This is a genomic window from Clostridium hominis (assembly GCF_014287825.1).
Lineage (GTDB): Bacteria > Bacillota > Clostridia > Clostridiales > Clostridiaceae > Clostridium > Clostridium hominis.
Genome location: NZ_JACOOO010000031.1, coordinates 51102 through 66620, shown reverse-complemented (window position 1 = coordinate 66620; position 15519 = coordinate 51102). Strand labels below are relative to the sequence as shown.

16 protein-coding genes and 1 other annotated feature (1 of these 17 cut by a window edge) are annotated in these 15519 nt (G+C 29.8%); of the genes, 3 read left to right on the top strand and 13 right to left on the bottom strand.

The features are described from left to right. Positions 1–60, bottom strand: a binding site (T-box leader); it reaches 184 nt to the left of the window's first position. Positions 61–310: 250 nt separating this feature from the next. Further along, positions 311–532 carry a (2Fe-2S)-binding protein gene (locus tag H8S20_RS13585; RefSeq protein ID WP_032116890.1) on the top strand — a complete coding sequence of 74 codons (222 nt, stop codon included), beginning with the start codon at positions 311–313 and terminating at the stop codon, positions 530–532. Between the two features lie 194 nt (positions 533–726). On the opposite strand, the gene H8S20_RS13580 is transcribed toward H8S20_RS13585, so the two are convergent. After that, positions 727–2649 (bottom strand): ABC-F family ATP-binding cassette domain-containing protein, encoded by a 1923-nt coding sequence (locus H8S20_RS13580; RefSeq protein ID WP_186860461.1) that lies wholly within the window; start codon positions 2647–2649, stop codon positions 727–729. A gap of 113 nt (positions 2650–2762) precedes the next feature. Between H8S20_RS13580 and H8S20_RS13575 the strand changes: the two genes are divergently transcribed. Beyond that, entirely contained in the window at positions 2763–3416 is a 654-nt protein-coding gene (locus tag H8S20_RS13575; protein ID WP_186860460.1) for an HD domain-containing protein, read from the top strand. A gap of 137 nt (positions 3417–3553) precedes the next feature. Here H8S20_RS13575 and H8S20_RS13570 read toward each other — a convergent pair whose 3' ends face one another. The 7 genes from H8S20_RS13570 to H8S20_RS13540 form a co-directional block, all read right to left on the bottom strand. After that, positions 3554–3808, bottom strand: a complete 255-nt coding sequence (locus H8S20_RS13570; protein WP_186860459.1) for a GIY-YIG nuclease family protein — start codon at positions 3806–3808, stop codon at positions 3554–3556. A 256-nt stretch (positions 3809–4064) separates the two neighbouring features. After that, positions 4065–4271, bottom strand: coding sequence for a hypothetical protein (locus H8S20_RS13565; protein WP_032116886.1), 207 nt, complete (start codon positions 4269–4271; stop codon positions 4065–4067). A 22-nt stretch (positions 4272–4293) separates the two neighbouring features. Next, a complete protein-coding gene (locus H8S20_RS13560; protein ID WP_032116885.1) occupies positions 4294–5259 on the bottom strand; it encodes an ABC transporter ATP-binding protein in 966 nt (321 codons plus the stop codon). Positions 5260–5261: 2 nt separating this feature from the next. After that, on the bottom strand, positions 5262–6248 hold the full coding sequence (locus H8S20_RS13555; protein WP_032116884.1) for an ABC transporter ATP-binding protein: 987 nt from the start codon (positions 6246–6248) through the stop codon (positions 5262–5264). A 13-nt stretch (positions 6249–6261) separates the two neighbouring features. Beyond that, positions 6262–7185, bottom strand: a complete 924-nt coding sequence (gene opp4C / locus H8S20_RS13550) for an oligopeptide ABC transporter permease (RefSeq protein ID WP_032116883.1) — start codon at positions 7183–7185, stop codon at positions 6262–6264. Between the two features lie 13 nt (positions 7186–7198). Beyond that, positions 7199–8161, bottom strand: coding sequence for an ABC transporter permease (locus H8S20_RS13545; RefSeq protein WP_032116882.1), 963 nt, complete (start codon positions 8159–8161; stop codon positions 7199–7201). Between the two features lie 77 nt (positions 8162–8238). Next, on the bottom strand, positions 8239–9981 hold the full coding sequence (locus H8S20_RS13540; RefSeq protein ID WP_032116881.1) for an ABC transporter substrate-binding protein: 1743 nt from the start codon (positions 9979–9981) through the stop codon (positions 8239–8241). A gap of 391 nt (positions 9982–10372) precedes the next feature. Here H8S20_RS13540 and H8S20_RS13535 point away from each other — a divergent pair, with 391 nt between their 5' ends. Further along, entirely contained in the window at positions 10373–11548 is a 1176-nt protein-coding gene (locus tag H8S20_RS13535) for a class I SAM-dependent rRNA methyltransferase (protein ID WP_032116880.1), read from the top strand. On the opposite strand, the gene H8S20_RS13530 is transcribed toward H8S20_RS13535, so the two are convergent. The 5 genes from H8S20_RS13530 to H8S20_RS13510 all read right to left on the bottom strand — a co-directional run bounded on the left by H8S20_RS13530 (position 11545) and on the right by H8S20_RS13510 (position 15399). Continuing rightward, positions 11545–11937: a DUF2752 domain-containing protein gene (locus H8S20_RS13530; RefSeq protein WP_186860458.1), complete on the bottom strand. Its 393-nt coding sequence runs from the start codon at positions 11935–11937 to the stop codon at positions 11545–11547. The two genes, H8S20_RS13535 and H8S20_RS13530, sit on opposite strands and share 4 nt — an antisense overlap. Before the next feature lie 41 nt (positions 11938–11978). Further along, entirely contained in the window at positions 11979–12674 is a 696-nt protein-coding gene (locus tag H8S20_RS13525) for a hypothetical protein (RefSeq protein ID WP_032116878.1), read from the bottom strand. Next, on the bottom strand, positions 12667–13176 hold the full coding sequence (locus H8S20_RS13520) for a sigma-70 family RNA polymerase sigma factor (RefSeq protein WP_042281062.1): 510 nt from the start codon (positions 13174–13176) through the stop codon (positions 12667–12669). Before H8S20_RS13520 ends, H8S20_RS13525 begins: the two co-directional genes overlap by 8 nt. A 151-nt stretch (positions 13177–13327) precedes the next feature. Continuing rightward, positions 13328–14260 (bottom strand): tRNA modification radical SAM protein MnmL/YtqA, encoded by a 933-nt coding sequence (gene mnmL, locus H8S20_RS13515; protein WP_186860457.1) that lies wholly within the window; start codon positions 14258–14260, stop codon positions 13328–13330. A 53-nt stretch (positions 14261–14313) separates the two neighbouring features. Further along, entirely contained in the window at positions 14314–15399 is a 1086-nt protein-coding gene (locus tag H8S20_RS13510; protein ID WP_032116875.1) for a hypothetical protein, read from the bottom strand. Positions 15400–15519 lie beyond the last annotated feature (120 nt).

Sequence of the window (15519 nt, the reverse complement as noted above, 5' to 3'; positions counted from 1 at the left end):
ACCAACCAATCACTCTCTTAAAGAAAAAACTTAAATACTTTTCCTAATCATAGTTTTTAACGCTTCTATTATATATTATGAAAAGTTCATTGTCAATTACATCCAAAAACTGTTTTATTTTAAAAAATTAGTTTAAATAGAATATTATAATAGCAAAAAATAAATAATAACAAAAAACTTAGTAGAAAATTTAACTAATAATAATTATTATTTAATATTGACTTTTGTTATTTTACTTATTATAATTAAATCATAGATTATATATTAGTTTTCTAATAAATAGTTCTTAATATTTAGGAGTGAATACACTATGGAAAACAATAATTTAAATCAAGAAATCCTTGATAAAATAACTAAAGTTTGTGTATGTAAAGCTGTTTCTAGAGCTACAATTAAAGAAGTTATTTCTAATGGTGCTCACACTGTAGAAGATGTTTCTAGGGTAACTGGTGCTTGTAATGGTGGCTGTAAAGGCTTTAGATGTAAAGACAAGATTCAATCTTTAATCGATGAACATTTAAATAGTAATTAACATCAACTTTGATATACATATCCCCACATATGTAGAATGTCCTGCAACCTATATTGCAGGACATTTTTTTATACTTAAAATGAACTAGCAATATAAAATATTACTAGTTCATCTACAGTAACATAGGTATTAAGTTATGTGTACTCATCCTTGCTACATTAATAGTATTTGTCGTTTTCTTTTATTTATACTGGCTATTTATTACCTTTTTGTTCCTCTATCTTTTGGGCTAAATCATTTAAATATTCCCATCTTTCATATTTATGTTCTAATTCAGCTTCAGTCTCCTCTTTTTCTTTCATCAGTTCTTGAAGTTTTCCAAAATCTCTAGAGTTTTTATCCATTAATATGTCTATTTCAGATATTTTATTTTCTAAGTTTTCTATATCTTCATCGATTGTTTCAAATTCTCTTTCTTCTTTATACGTAAATTTTAGTTTTTTCTCTTTAACTCTCTCTTTTTTCTCCGTTAAATCTTTTGGCTTTTCTGTAGACTTTTCTTGTTTATTTATAGCTTCCTCATATTCTTTAGTTAATAAATAATCACTATAATTCCCTGTATATATTCTTATATCTCCATTACCCTCATATGCAAAAATCTTATTACATATTCTATCTAAGAAATATCTATCATGTGATACAGTTATAACTACTCCTCCAAAGTCATCAAGATAATCTTCTAATCTCTTTAGAGTTTCTATATCTAAATCATTTGTAGGCTCATCTAGTAAAAGTACATTAGGTGAATCCATAAGTACTCTTAACAAGTGAAGTCTTCTTCTTTCTCCTCCTGATAACTTTCCAATTGGAGTCCATTGTAGAGTACCATCAAATAAGAACTTTTCACACATTTGAGAAGCTGTTATTCTTTCTCCTGTAGCTGTTTGTAAATATTCTGCTACTTCTTTAATATATTCAATAGCTCTCATATCTGGATTCATATGCTCATCATCTTGAGAGAAACAAGCTATTCTAACAGTTTCACCTTTTATTATCTCCCCACTATCAGGCATAATTTTTTCTTCTAACATTTTAATTAATGTAGATTTTCCTACTCCATTTTCACCAACAATACCTATTCTATCTTGTCTAGTTACAATATATCTAAAATCTTTTATTAATTGCTTCTCGCCAAAACCTTTAGATATATTTTCGATTTCAATTATCTTTTTACCAAGTCTACTTCCCATAACTGAAATCTCAACATTTTCATCCTGATCATAAACCTTTCTATTTACAAGTTCATCAAATCTATCTAACCTTGCTTTTTGCTTAGTTGTTCTAGCCTTAGCTCCCCTTCTAACCCAAGCAAGCTCTTTTCTTATAAGGTTTTGTCTTTTCTCTTCTGATGCCTGTTCCATTTCCATTCTTTCCATTTTCTTTTCTAAGAAAACAGAATAGTTTCCTTCATAACTGAATAATCTTCCTTGATCTAATTCTAGAATCCTATTAGTAACTCTATCTAAGAAGTATCTATCATGAGTTATCATTAATAAAGATCCTTTTCTACTGTTTAAATATTCCTCTAACCAATTTATAGTTTCATTATCTAAATGGTTAGTAGGCTCATCTAGAATCAATAATTCACTAGGAGTTATTAATGCTGCCGCTAACATTACTCTCTTCTTTTGTCCTCCAGAAAGAGTACTTACCTTTGCTTCAAAATCATTTATTCCAAGCTTAGTTAATACTACTTTTGCTTCACTTTCCAATCCCCAAAGATTTAAAGCATCTATCTTACCTTGAAGTTTTATTAACTTACTATTCAATTCCTCATTAGAAGGATTCTTATTTATCTCTTCTAATACTTCTTCATAATCTCTTAAAAGACTCATCTCATCAGAGTTCCCTCTAAATACTTGCTCAATAACTGTTGCATTCTCATCATAATCTGGGCTTTGAGAAAGATATTCTATTCTCACTCTATTTCCTTTAGTTACAGTTCCTGAATCCGGCTCTTCCATACCAGCTATTATTTTCAAGAAAGTTGATTTACCAGTACCATTTACTCCTATGATACCTATTTTCTCTCCTTCATTTATTCCTAATGATATATTATCTACTAATATCTTTTCAGAATAACTTTTAGTTATATTTTCTAATGTAATTAAATTCATAAAATCATCCTTTTCACTTTCGAATCTTATGTTCTTATTATAATATAACTACTAGCTTTATTAAATGTTATGTATAATAAAATAATAATAAATAAAATTTGAAGGAGTCATTTATGGATAAAAATTTAATGATAGAAAAAACTAAAGACTTCGTAAAAGAAAAGCTATATGGAGAAGGTAGTGGCCATGATTGGTTTCATATAGAAAGGGTTTATAACTTATCTAAATTTATCGCTGAAAAAGAAAATGCAGACCTTTTTATAGTTGAAATGACCTCATTACTACACGATATTGATGATTGGAAGTTCTCGAATGATACTGATACTAATACAACTACTACAGAAAACTTTTTAGCTTCTATAAGTGTCCCTAAAAATGATATAAATAAAATTATATCTATTATTAAAACCATGTCATTTAAAGGTGGTGTAGTTGATTCTACTCAAAATTCTATTGAAGGTAAAGTGATTCAAGACTCCGACAGATTAGATGCAATTGGCGCTATAGGAATCGCTAGAACCTTTGCTTATGGTGGAAGTAAAGGACGACAAATATATGATCCCTCTATTAACCCAATAGAGTTTACTTCATTAGAACAAGTTAAAAATGCAGAAAATCATACTGTAAATCACTTTTATGAGAAACTATTAAAGCTAAAGGATTTAATGAATACAAATACAGCTAAAGAAATAGCTGAAAAAAGACATAAGTTTATGGAAAACTTCTTAGAAGAATTTTATTCTGAGTGGAATTTTCCCGGGAAATAATTTATGTCTTAAGTTTATTACAGGTTTTAAACGTAAAAATATCCTTAGCTATATTTTCTTAGCTAAGGATAAAATTTTACAACAATTCAACTCTATATTTTTTTCTATGTCAAAAGTATTTTACACTCTATGAATGGCTATTTATCTATATCTTCTATATGTACTAATTTTAATTTTTCTTTTCTACTTAACTGCTTAATCTTATATTCTCTTTTCATTGCTTCTATCTTATCTTCAAATTCTTCATAATAAACAAGCTCCACAGGCAATCTAGCTTTTGTATATTTTGCCCCTTTTCCTGCTAAATGTGTTTTTAACCTTTTTTCTAGGTTATTTGTCCATCCAGTATATAAACTATCATCATTACATCTTAAAATATAAACGTAGTTCATTTTTTCACCTCTATTAAATTTACAGCCTGTCTATATTATATAGTATTTCTTATAAATATATATATTTAATTCTATGAATACTTATGTGCTCAAATAACCTTTGTCCTGCATCAAAACCTATAGTCTATTTCTAAAACACCTACTCACAAAATTAGTCTATCGGCAGTGAACTTTAGCTAGGTACTTAATAAGCCCATAAGATTATTAATTGTTACAATTAATAATCTTATGGGCTATATTTTTTACTCATATAATTTTAACTTCCCCAATATTTTAATAATAATTTTATTGCTAAAGCAAATACTATTATTCCTATAAATGCAACTGGTAAAATTATAAGGTACTGTGCAAACATAATTGCAACTAAATCCTTAAATTTAGGTTTTTCTGTCATTTTTACTTCTTTTAGTAATTCTTTTTCTCTTCTTCTCTGTTCATCTTTTCTGTGATCAAATCTGAACATATTGCTTCCTCCTTAGTTACCGTTAAACTAAATGACATGCTACAAAGTGATTGCTACCTACATTCTTATATTGTGGCTCTTCTTCACTACATCTTGCAGTTGCATATGGACATCTAGTATGGAACTTACATCCTGTTGGTGGATTTGATGGACTTGGAATGTCCCCTGTTAGTATTATTCTATCTCTTCTACGTGTTGGATCTGGTATTGGAATAGCTGAGAATAATGCCTTTGTATATGGGTGTATAGGATTCTTGTATATTTCAGCTTTATCTGCAAGCTCAACCATAGATCCTAAATACATTACTCCAACCTTTGTACTTAAATGCTCAACAACGCTTAAGTCATGTGATATAAATAAATAAGTTAAATCTCTTTTTTCTTGTAAATCAGATAAAAGATTTATTATTTGTGCCTGAATAGATACATCTAGCGCTGATACAGGTTCATCAGCAACTATAAATGATGGATTTAAAATAAGTGCTCTTGCAATACCAATTCTTTGTCTTTGTCCACCTGAAAATTCATGAGGGTATCTATCTATTTGGTAATCTGATAATCCACATATTCTCATTGTTTCCAAAGTTAAGTCTCTAGCATCTTTTTTGCTAACTATTCCATGATGAATAACAGCTTCACTAATTATTTCTCCAATTGACATTCTTGGATTAAGAGAAGAATATGGATCTTGGAAAACTATTTGCATATCTGTTCTAAGATTTCTTAACTCTTTTTTCTTTAATTCATGAATATCTGTACCTTTATATATAACTGAACCTTCAGTTTTTTCTAATAACCTAAGAATAGTTCTACCTGTTGTGCTTTTCCCACAACCAGACTCACCAACTAATCCTAAAGTTTCACCTTTTTTTATTTCAAATGATACTCCATCTACTGCCTTAACATTACCAATTGTAGTTTGAAAAACTCCACCTTTTATAGGGAAGTATTTCTTTAGTCCTTCAACTTTTAAAATTGTTTCATTCATCCCTATACCTCCTCATACTTCCAGCAAGAAACTTTATGTCCTGGTTCTATTAATTTCAATGTAGGTTGTCCTTCTTTACATTTATCGAAGCAGTACTCACATCTACCACTAAAGTAACAATTATCTGGCATATTAATAGGACTTGGAACTTGTCCTGGAATTGAGTAAAGTCTATCTTGAACTTGGTTTAATATAGGCTTTGATTTAAGTAATCCTACAGTATATGGGTGAGATGGATTTTTAAATATTACATCTACAGGTCCTTCTTCTATTACTTTACCAGCATACATTACAACTACATAATCAGCCATTTCTGCAACAACCCCAAGATCATGTGTTATAAGCATAATAGATGTATTAAGCTTATCTTTTATTCCTCTCATAAGGTCTAAAATTTGAGCTTGAATAGTTACGTCTAACGCTGTTGTAGGTTCATCTGCTATTAATAGCTTAGGGTTACATGATAATGCCATAGCTATCATAATTCTTTGTCTCATACCACCACTTAGTTCATGAGGATATCTATCAACAACTCTTTCTGCATCTGGAATACCTACTAAATCTATCATTTCTACAGCAACTTTTCTTGCCTCTTTTTTATTAACTTTTCTATGTAGCATTACTGCTTCCATTATTTGCTTACCAACTGTAAATACAGGATTTAAAGATGTCATTGGCTCTTGGAATATCATAGCTATATCATTTCCACGAATTGATCTCATTTCACCTTCTGGTAATTCTAAAAGATTTTTACCTTCAAAAATTATTTCCCCACCTTCAATTTTACCTGGTGAAGATACTAATCTCATAAGACTCATAGCTGTAACACTTTTACCGCACCCAGATTCTCCAACTACGCCAACTACTTCTCCACTTTTTATCTTAAAACTTACATCATTAACAGCCTTAACTAATCCAGCTTCAGTATGAAAATAAGTTCTTAAATTTTTAAATTCTAGCAATTCTTCAAATTGTGCTAAATTTTCCATATCAGAGCCCCCCTTATTTCTTTAGTTTTGGATCAAGAGCATCTCTTAGTCCATCTCCTAACAAGTTAATTGCCATAACTGTTAAGAAGATACAAGTTCCAGGCGGTACCCAAAGCCAAGGTCTTTGCATTAAATCTATAAAGTTATTTACCGCTTGAATCATATTTCCCCAAGAAGCTGCTGGTGGTGTAACACCCATTCCAAGGTAACTTAATGCAGATTCTGTCATTATAGCTCCACCAATACCTAATGTTGCTGATACTATAATTGAAGGTATAGTATTAGGTAATAAATGTCTAAATATCTTTCTACTATCTCTCAAACCAACTGCTTCTGCAGCTTGCATAAATTCTTGCTCTCTTAAAGAAAGAATTTGTCCTCTTACAAGACGAGCTATACTAGGCCAAGATAAAACCCCGATTATAATCATAACAAATATTATTCTTTTATCTGGACTAACATCTAAGTCTGAAAGCATCGCTCCTAATGTAATCATCATAGGTAAGAATGGTACGCTTAGGAAAATATCAACTATTCTCATTAATACAGAATCTACCCATCCTCCATAGAATCCAGCTACAGCACCTACGATTCCTCCGATAACAACTTCTATTGATACAGCAATAAGTCCAACCATTAATGAAACTCTTCCTGCATACATAAGTCTAACCATGATATCTCTACCTAAAAGGTCTGTTCCAAACCAATAAGTTGAGCTTGGTGGTTGCTTTTTCATAGCAAAGTTCATAGCATCTGGTGAATGTGGTGATAAAAGTGGTCCTACAAAGCAAAATAAGAACATAAATATTATTATCCCTAACCCAACCATAGCTAATTTATTTTTTAATAATCTATTTAAAACTACTCTCCCAGGAGATTGTATTTTTTCTTTTTTAACTTTAGGAGTTTTTGTAACTACTTGTGGTTCTGTATTCATCCTGTTTCCTCCTTTACTTTAGTCTAACTCTTGGATCTACTAGAGCATAAGATACGTCCGCAATTAAGTTTCCTACTAGCATTAAAATAGCTAAGAACATATTAAACGCTATTAAGAAAGGATAATCTCTTGCTACTAAACAGTCATAAGCTACTTTACCTATTCCAGGCCAAGCAAATATTTTTTCCGTCATAAGGGCTCCACCGAAAAGTCCAGGTAATGACATTCCTAAAATAGTTACAATAGGAATTAAAGCATTTCTAAGTGCATGCTTATAAATTACTACTGATTCTTTTAATCCCTTTGCCCTTGCTGTTCTAATATAATCTTGTCTTATAACTTCTAACATACTAGTTCTTGTATATCTCATTAAAGATCCTATTTGGATTAATGTTAATACTAAAAACGGTAAGAACATATGATAAACTACGTCCTTTACATATGCGAATCCGCTTGCTCCCATTCCTGTTGTGGTCATTCCACTAACCGGGAACCAGCCTGTATCAAAAGCTAATATTTTAATTAGTAATAGCCCTAAGAAAAACGCCGGTAAGGATATACCTATGAGTGCTATAACCGTGAAAAATCCGTCTATAAGAGAGTATTGTTTCGTTGCCGATACTATTCCTATTGGTACAGCAATTAATATACTCGCTACAAATGCTGCTATTGATAAATAAAATGAGTTCCACATATAAGTGTTTATAACTTGTACTACTGGTTGTTTAAACTTTAAAGAGTCTCCTAATTCTCCTTTTAAAGCTTTTCCCATCCAATTTACATATCTTACTGGGATTGGCTTATCTAGTCCCATTAATTCTCTTAATTCTTGCTTCTTCTCTTCTGTCATATTGGCGTTGGAATTTGTATCAACATAATCTCCAGGAGCCATTGATATTACAACAAATATTAATAATGAAGCACCTAATACTACTGGAATCATTTGAAGAAGTCTTCTTGTAATGTATGTAAACATCTTTTTACCTCCTTTTTACAAATTGTGTTTTTGGACAAATATGCTCAGCCATACCTAGCTGAGCATATTATATTTTTTTATTCTAATGTTAACTTATAAAGACTTGCTGTAAATTTCTTGTATGGAGTGATTTGGTTTTCAAATCCTTTTACTCTTGAGTTTACAGCCCACATATCTCTTCTTTGATATAAGAAGATGTATGGAAGATCTTCGTTTAATGTTTGCCATAACTCTGCATAAATTTCTTTTCTCTTAGTTTGGTCTGTTTCTTGTAATCCAGCCTTACATAATTCATCAACTTTTGCATTAGAGTAGAATGTCTTATTTTGAGCCCCAGTTGTTCCTAAAGTTCCGTATGGGTCTGGTGATGGAGTTAATCCCCAAGCCATGAAGAACATTTCAGCATTTCCGTTGTTAACTTTTTCTCTAACTGCATTAAAGTCCATTTGTTCTGCTTCAAATTTAATTCCTAATTCAGCATAGTTTTGTTGAGCTATAGGAATGATAGCTTCGTTAACTTCATTTGGAGTAGAAGCTGTAAATTTAATTTCAAACTTAACACCATCTTTTTCTCTTATACCGTCAGATCCAACTACCCAACCAGCTTCATCTAATAATTGTTTAGCTTTTTCTAAGTCAAACTCATATTTGTTAGTTGGTTCTGTATAAGACCATGAAACCTTAGATTGAGGTGTATTAATAACATCTGCAAATCCGCCACTAAAGCTAGCTTCAACAACTTCTGCTCTGTTTAATCCATAAGTTAAAGCTTGTCTAACTTTAGGATCTGAGAATTTAGGATTTGAAATATTCATACCGATATATCCATAACCATTTGTTGGGAATATGTGTAAATCTAAGAATCCAGCTTCTTTTAAAGAATTAACGTTATCTTCGTTAACTGTAGCCATATCCATATCGACTTCACCACTTTGTAACATTTGCATTCTAGTGTCTGCAGAAGTTACTTTATAAATAACGTTCTTTATTTGTGGAGCACCTAAGAAGTAATTTTCATTAGCTTCTAAAACAACTTCTTGTCCAGCTGAACTGCTAACAAATTTGTATTGTCCAGCTCCTAATGGATCTTTGTGGAATTTCTTTATATAATCAAGATTTCCTTGAGTATATTCTGCTCCGTAATGAGCTTTAGAAATTATTCCAGCGCTTAAATCATATATAGCATCAGCATTTACTTCTTCTAAAGTAAATTCTATTGTCTTTTCATCTATAACTTTTATTCCTTCTATTGAAGTAGCTGTACCTTCTTGGTAAGCTTTAGCACCTTTAATCTTAGTGCTATTTACTGGGTCTGAAGGACCATCATAAGTTCCATCACACATAATTGTGTAAGTAAACTCAACGTCTGCAGTTGTTAATGGTGAACCATCCCAGAATTTAAGATCATCTTTTAATGTGAATGTGTAAGTAAGACCATCTTCTGATACTGTCCAGTCTGCTAGGTTTGGAATTGCCATACCACCTTCGTCTACTCCTACCATTCCATCGAACATTGACTCAACAACATATACGTCATATGCTGATTCTGCATATAGTGGATTGAAAACTTCATCTGGAGCTTCAACACCGATTACTAATGTATCCTTTCTATTTAATGCAGCTGGCACGTTCTTTGAAGGATCATATCCTGGAATATATCCTTCTGTTGCATCAGATATTTCTCCTGTTGATTCTTGTGCTTGAGTATCATTGCTGTTTCCATTGTCTGATGTGTCTGCATTATTGCCGTTTCCACATCCCCCAAGTAGCATAATACAACTTAAACCAACAGCTAATGCTGAAATAAGCTTTTTCTTCATTTTTTTTCCCCCTTTTTAGTTCTTGTATTTTTATAAATAAATATAATCCCTTACAAGATATAATTACAATTGCAAGCATTATATTACTTAACTAATAAATATACTCATTTAATTTATTATTTTACTGTGTTTACATTTTATTACATTGATAGGTATTGGTAAAATTTTACCATAATCATTTTATTAAGTCAATTATGATTTTAATATTTTTTTAATATTTTTTTTTAATTTTTATTCTTAATCTGTTATCAAATATGCTTGTTTAATTCCATTTTGTTATATTATAGTGTTTTTTGCGACTTTATATTAAATAAGCGACTTTTAATTATTGATTTATTAATACTTATGTTATAATCTTATAAGACTTATTTCATAAAGGAGATGTTTACAAATGAATTGTAAATTTTATTTACATAAAGGTAAAAATAAGAGAGCAGAACAAGGTCGTCCTTGGATATATATAGATGAAATAAATGAATATGATGGTGAATATGAAAACGGAGATATAGTTGAAGTATATAATCATAAGAATTATTTTATAGGAAAAGGTTATATAAATGATCAAAGCAAAATTACTATTAGAATAATGACTAGAGACATAAATGAAGAAATTAACGAAGAGTTTTTCAAAAAAAGATTTGCTCAAGCATGGGATTATAGAAAAACTGTAATAGATACTTCTTCTTGTCGATTTATATTTGGTGAAGCTGATTTCTTACCCGGATTAACAGTTGATAAATTTGGTGACTATTTTGTAATTCAAATATCAACCTTAGGTATGGATAAATACAGAGATATAATAGTTAAAATATTAGTTGAAGAGTATAATGCTAAAGGGGTTTACGAAAGAAGTGATATAAAGACTAGAGAAATAGAAGGTCTAGAACAAACTAAAGGCTTCTTAACCCAACCTTTTGATACTAATATAGAAATAATTGAAAATGGTGTTAAGTACATAGTTGATTTAGAAAATGGTCAAAAAACAGGCTTCTTCTTAGATCAAAAAGAGAACAGAGCAGCTATGCATAGAATATGTAAAGGTAGAGATGTTTTAGATTGCTTTACTCATACAGGTTCATTCGCCTTAAATGCTGGGATAGCTGGTGCAAAATCAGTATTAGGAATTGATGTTTCTCAACATGCTATTGATTGTGCAACAAGAAATGCAGAGCTTAACAACCTTCAAGATACAGTTAAATTTGAATGTCATAATGCTTTTGATGTTCTTGGAGATTGGTCAAGAGAAGGTAAACAATTTGACGTTGTTATCTTAGATCCACCAGCCTTTACTAAATCTAGAAATACAGTTAATGCTGCAATAAGAGGTTATAAAGAAATTAACCTTAGAGGCTTAAAAATGGTTAAATCAGGCGGATATTTTGCTACTTGCTCTTGTTCTCATTACATGAGTGAAGAACAACTAAAAAAGACAGTACTAGAAGCTGCTCATGATGCAAGAAAAACTCTAAGACAAATTGAAGTTAGAACTCAAAGTTCAGATCATCCTATACTTTGGAATTCAGATGAATCATACTACTTAAAGTTCTTCATCTTCCAAGTAGTTTAATTAATTAAATATTTTATTAATATAGAATCTTCATTTATTTTCATAGGTTCAGTATTAGGAAAATATAAACTCATTCTAAATATATAAACAATAATGAAGGTAATAGCACAAATTGTAGCTGTTACCTTTATATATTTTCTCTTAAATATTAAAACTACTATAAAAATAAACGGTATTAAAAAAAGAGGATTATAATATAGTGCATCCTTAATATTTAATTTTATCAAGCTTTTTATTGCCCTAGTTATTCCGCAAGCTGGGCAAGGTATTCCTATAGTACCTCGAATTAAACAAATCGTTCCCGTTAAATTTGAAAAAAATCTTAATAAAATTGCCCATAACATTAAGCTTATAAGCGCTATAAAAATAATTCTCTTATTATTTTTCATATTAAACCTCATGATAATGTGTTATTTATAATCTAATTATATTAATACGTGACATTACAATACTTTATATCTTTTTCTTCATAATTTAAATTAGAATAAACGTCTTTTATAATTTTAGAAACATCTTCTTCTGCTTCATAATACCTATTATCTATATTTATTAAATTACCCCTAACCTCTATAGTATGATTAATTGATCCACTTGTTTGTATTAAGAAATCCCATTCTGATATACCTTGATCTATCACTTCTGATTTATATATATTATTAATAGAATCTATAATCTTTTCAATATCTTCTTCCTCATTAACAAACTTAAACTTTGCCTCTCCAGATAATGATTTAATAGTTAATCCTTTAACTTCATCTTTATTAATATTTACATTTGCACTATCCTCTAAGCTATAATTAGCTATTTCTGGCTCACTACTATAATTAGAGGTTTCTGATTCATTGATCCCTCTTCTTTGAGCATTATCCATAACCATCTCGTTGCTACTACTCTTATCCGTAATTAATCTATTATCAAAAATAGAATATCTTAATCCAACTAAAAATACTAATGCAAAACAAGCTACCATAGATACTATTTTTTTATTCATATACCATTTATCTTTTTTATCATCTTCTAAACTACTTAATGTCTCTTCTATTTTTAAATTAAAAGATTCTGGTAAAATAAAATCTTTATTTTCATCTTCAGTTCTTTTCTTTAAAAACTCATCAAATTTATCCATGAAGCTCCTCCTTTAAAATATTGTATAATTTCTCCTTCGCTCTCGATAACCTAGACTTTACAGTTCCTTCTTTTATATCTAAGACTTTTGCTATATCTTTATATTTCATATCCTCAAAATAAAATAATATAGTTGTCGTCCTTAAATCATCATCTAAGGCATTTATAGCATTATATAAAGTCACATCTTTGTATTTATCATTAACTTGTAGATTTACGAAATGCTCATTTTCAACTGATATTTCTCTGCTTCTTTTTTTATAAAGAGTATTACTCTCATTTATCACTATTCTAATAAGCCAAGTCTTAAAAAAACTTTCATCTTTTAATGATTTTATATTCTTATATGCCTTTAATATAGCTTCTGAAACAGCATCTTCCACATCTTCTTCTTTACTTAATATAGATTTTGCTACCCTATACATGGATATCTTATTTATTCTTATAAGATTACAAAAGGCATCCTTATCTCCACGCTTTGCTCTTTTTACATCTAAACTCATAACATCGTTATTTTGAGTCTCCACTGAAGCCTCCACATCATCCGCTCCCTTCAAAAATTAGACTTTTAATTTTCATAATTTGTTCCTTTAATTTTTATTTTAAATTAAAAAAGAGTGCTATGCACTCTTTCTTTATAAAAATAAAACTTTTTTACTTTTCTATATAATTTTTTCCTTGATAAATATCATTATCAACCAATGCTTTATCTATAGCATTTAAAACTTCCCATTTTTTCAAACTCCACATTGGCCCAATTAAACTTTCTCTTGGTGCATCTCCAGTTAATCTATGTACAACCATATCTTGCGGTATCATAGCTATACCCTTACATATTAAATCGATATAATCTTCCTGACTTAATAATTTTAATTCTCCACTTTCATATTGCTTAACCATTTGTGTTCCGCTCATTAAATGAAGCAAATGGAACTTTATTCCCTGCGCTCCTGAATGAGCTACATAATCAACGGTCTTTAACATATCCTCTTTAGTTTCACCTGGTAGCCCAAAGATAGTGTGTACTACAACCTCAATATTTCTATCTTGAAGCTTCTTTATTCCTTCTTCAAAAACTTTGAAGTCATATCCTCTATTAAAGTTTCTTGCGCTTTCATCATTTATAGTTTGAAGCCCAAGCTCTACCCAAAGATAAGTTTTTTTACTTATCTCTTCAAGTAAATCTACTACATCATCATCTAAGCAATCAGGTCTTGTTGCTATAGATAATGCTACTACATTTTCTTGTTTTATAGCTTCTTCATACTTTTGTCGCAGTTCTTCTACTGGAGCATAGGTGTTTGTATATGCTTGGAAGTAAGCAATATATTTCCCATCCTTCCACTTTTTCTCCATCATTTTTTTTCTATCATTAAATTGTTCATTTATAGATAATATTCTACTACCAGCATAATCTCCTGAACCTCTAGCACTACAGAAAGTACATCCACCTTTAGCTACTTTTCCATCTCTATTGGGACAAGTAAATCCTCCATCTAATGATATTTTATATATTTTTTCATTAAATTTATTTCTTAGGAAATAATTTAAACTATGATATCTTTTACCATTCCATTCTTTTCTCATGTGTAACTCCTACTTTTATGTTTTAAAACTATTTTAAAACACTTGTTTATCAATTACAACTTATTAATATCTAAGTTTTTTAAATCCAAAATATAGTTACCATTAGTATTTTCTTCACCATCAGAAGCAGTTACCTTAAATTTAAAAACATCTTCTTCAAACTTTCCATTAGAAATATTATATTTATCTTGTGGAAACATCGTATCTAGCTCTGTTTGAATTAATGAGCCATCATCACTTTTATATAATTTTATTCGTTCCTTATTATACTCATTGTTATAACTTACTTGTAATATGTCTTCTTCTGGAGAAAAGATAAATTTTGTTACTTTACTCCCCTTTAACAAATCTACTGTGACTAACTTTTGTGCAATAGGTTTCTCTAAAACATCTTCCAATGAGTCAATATTTCCAGTTCCTAAACTTGCTTCTGAATTTCCACCATCGCCACCAGGTTGAGCACTAGACATCAAAGCTTCATCTATATAAGCTATACAAATATAAGAATCTTTATTATTAGTTGTTGTTATAGCTACCCTATTGCCAGTAAAGCTTAAACATACCTTTCCAAAAGAATCTTTAGGAACAACATCTTTATAGAGCATTATTTTGTTATCTCTTAAGTATGTATCTTGAGGTAATGTATTTAAATTAATAACTAAGCTACTTTTTCCACCCTCCTCACCAATAATACGTAATCCACTACCTTTTATATAAATCTCTTTTTCTGATTTTGATTTAACTTCATCAATTTTATATTCCTTGTTTTGTTTTCTAATCTTAAAAGTAATATTCTCTAGATCACTTTTTGGCTCAACGTCTGAACTTCGCACAATATTATAAATAAAGTAAGCATAATTACTGCCTTCTATAGATTGGTCTGGTTTAAATGATATAATTTTTGAAACACCTTCCCCACTGTTCTTGTTTGAAGTTAATAATTCTTCAGAAAGTAAGCTATTAGCACTCTCTAAATCTCCTGAAACGATATTATTCAAGTATTCTTTCACTATATCATCCGCTTTCTTCATATCAAATAAATTGATAGCTACATCATCTTTTTTTTCTATTTGTGAACATCCAAGTAAAATTGTTATCATTAACATTATAATTACTACTAGTGATTTATTTCTTCTCAATTTAATAACCACCTTTAATTTTATTCTTTCTAAAACTAGTCATATAATTTTATTTTTTCTATAAAACTTTATGTTATTCATAAATAAAGAATAAAACTACTGTAAAACTTATATATTTTA

Bases quoted from the DNA above. Each gene is read 5' to 3' on its own strand.
- H8S20_RS13555 (WP_032116884.1), bottom strand. From the start codon at position 6,248: ATGGAAAATTTAGCACAATTTGAAGAATTGCTAGAATTTAAAAATTTA.
- H8S20_RS13540 (WP_032116881.1), bottom strand. From the start codon at position 9,981: ATGAAGAAAAAGCTTATTTCAGCATTAGCTGTTGGTTTAAGTTGTATT.
- H8S20_RS13565 (WP_032116886.1), bottom strand. From the start codon at position 4,271: ATGTTCAGATTTGATCACAGAAAAGATGAACAGAGAAGAAGAGAAAAA.
- H8S20_RS13560 (WP_032116885.1), bottom strand. From the start codon at position 5,259: ATGAATGAAACAATTTTAAAAGTTGAAGGACTAAAGAAATACTTCCCT.
- H8S20_RS13545 (WP_032116882.1), bottom strand. From the start codon at position 8,161: ATGTTTACATACATTACAAGAAGACTTCTTCAAATGATTCCAGTAGTA.
- mnmL (WP_186860457.1), bottom strand. From the start codon at position 14,260: ATGAGAAAAGAATGGAATGGTAAAAGATATCATAGTTTAAATTATTTC.
- opp4C (WP_032116883.1), bottom strand. From the start codon at position 7,185: ATGAATACAGAACCACAAGTAGTTACAAAAACTCCTAAAGTTAAAAAA.
- H8S20_RS13525 (WP_032116878.1), bottom strand. From the start codon at position 12,674: ATGGATAAATTTGATGAGTTTTTAAAGAAAAGAACTGAAGATGAAAAT.
- H8S20_RS13570 (WP_186860459.1), bottom strand. From the start codon at position 3,808: ATGAACTACGTTTATATTTTAAGATGTAATGATGATAGTTTATATACT.
- H8S20_RS13535 (WP_032116880.1), top strand. From the start codon at position 10,373: ATGAATTGTAAATTTTATTTACATAAAGGTAAAAATAAGAGAGCAGAA.
- H8S20_RS13585 (WP_032116890.1), top strand. From the start codon at position 311: ATGGAAAACAATAATTTAAATCAAGAAATCCTTGATAAAATAACTAAA.
- H8S20_RS13530 (WP_186860458.1), bottom strand. From the start codon at position 11,937: ATGAAAAATAATAAGAGAATTATTTTTATAGCGCTTATAAGCTTAATG.
- H8S20_RS13520 (WP_042281062.1), bottom strand. From the start codon at position 13,176: ATGAGTTTAGATGTAAAAAGAGCAAAGCGTGGAGATAAGGATGCCTTT.
- H8S20_RS13575 (WP_186860460.1), top strand. From the start codon at position 2,763: ATGGATAAAAATTTAATGATAGAAAAAACTAAAGACTTCGTAAAAGAA.
- H8S20_RS13580 (WP_186860461.1), bottom strand. From the start codon at position 2,649: ATGAATTTAATTACATTAGAAAATATAACTAAAAGTTATTCTGAAAAG.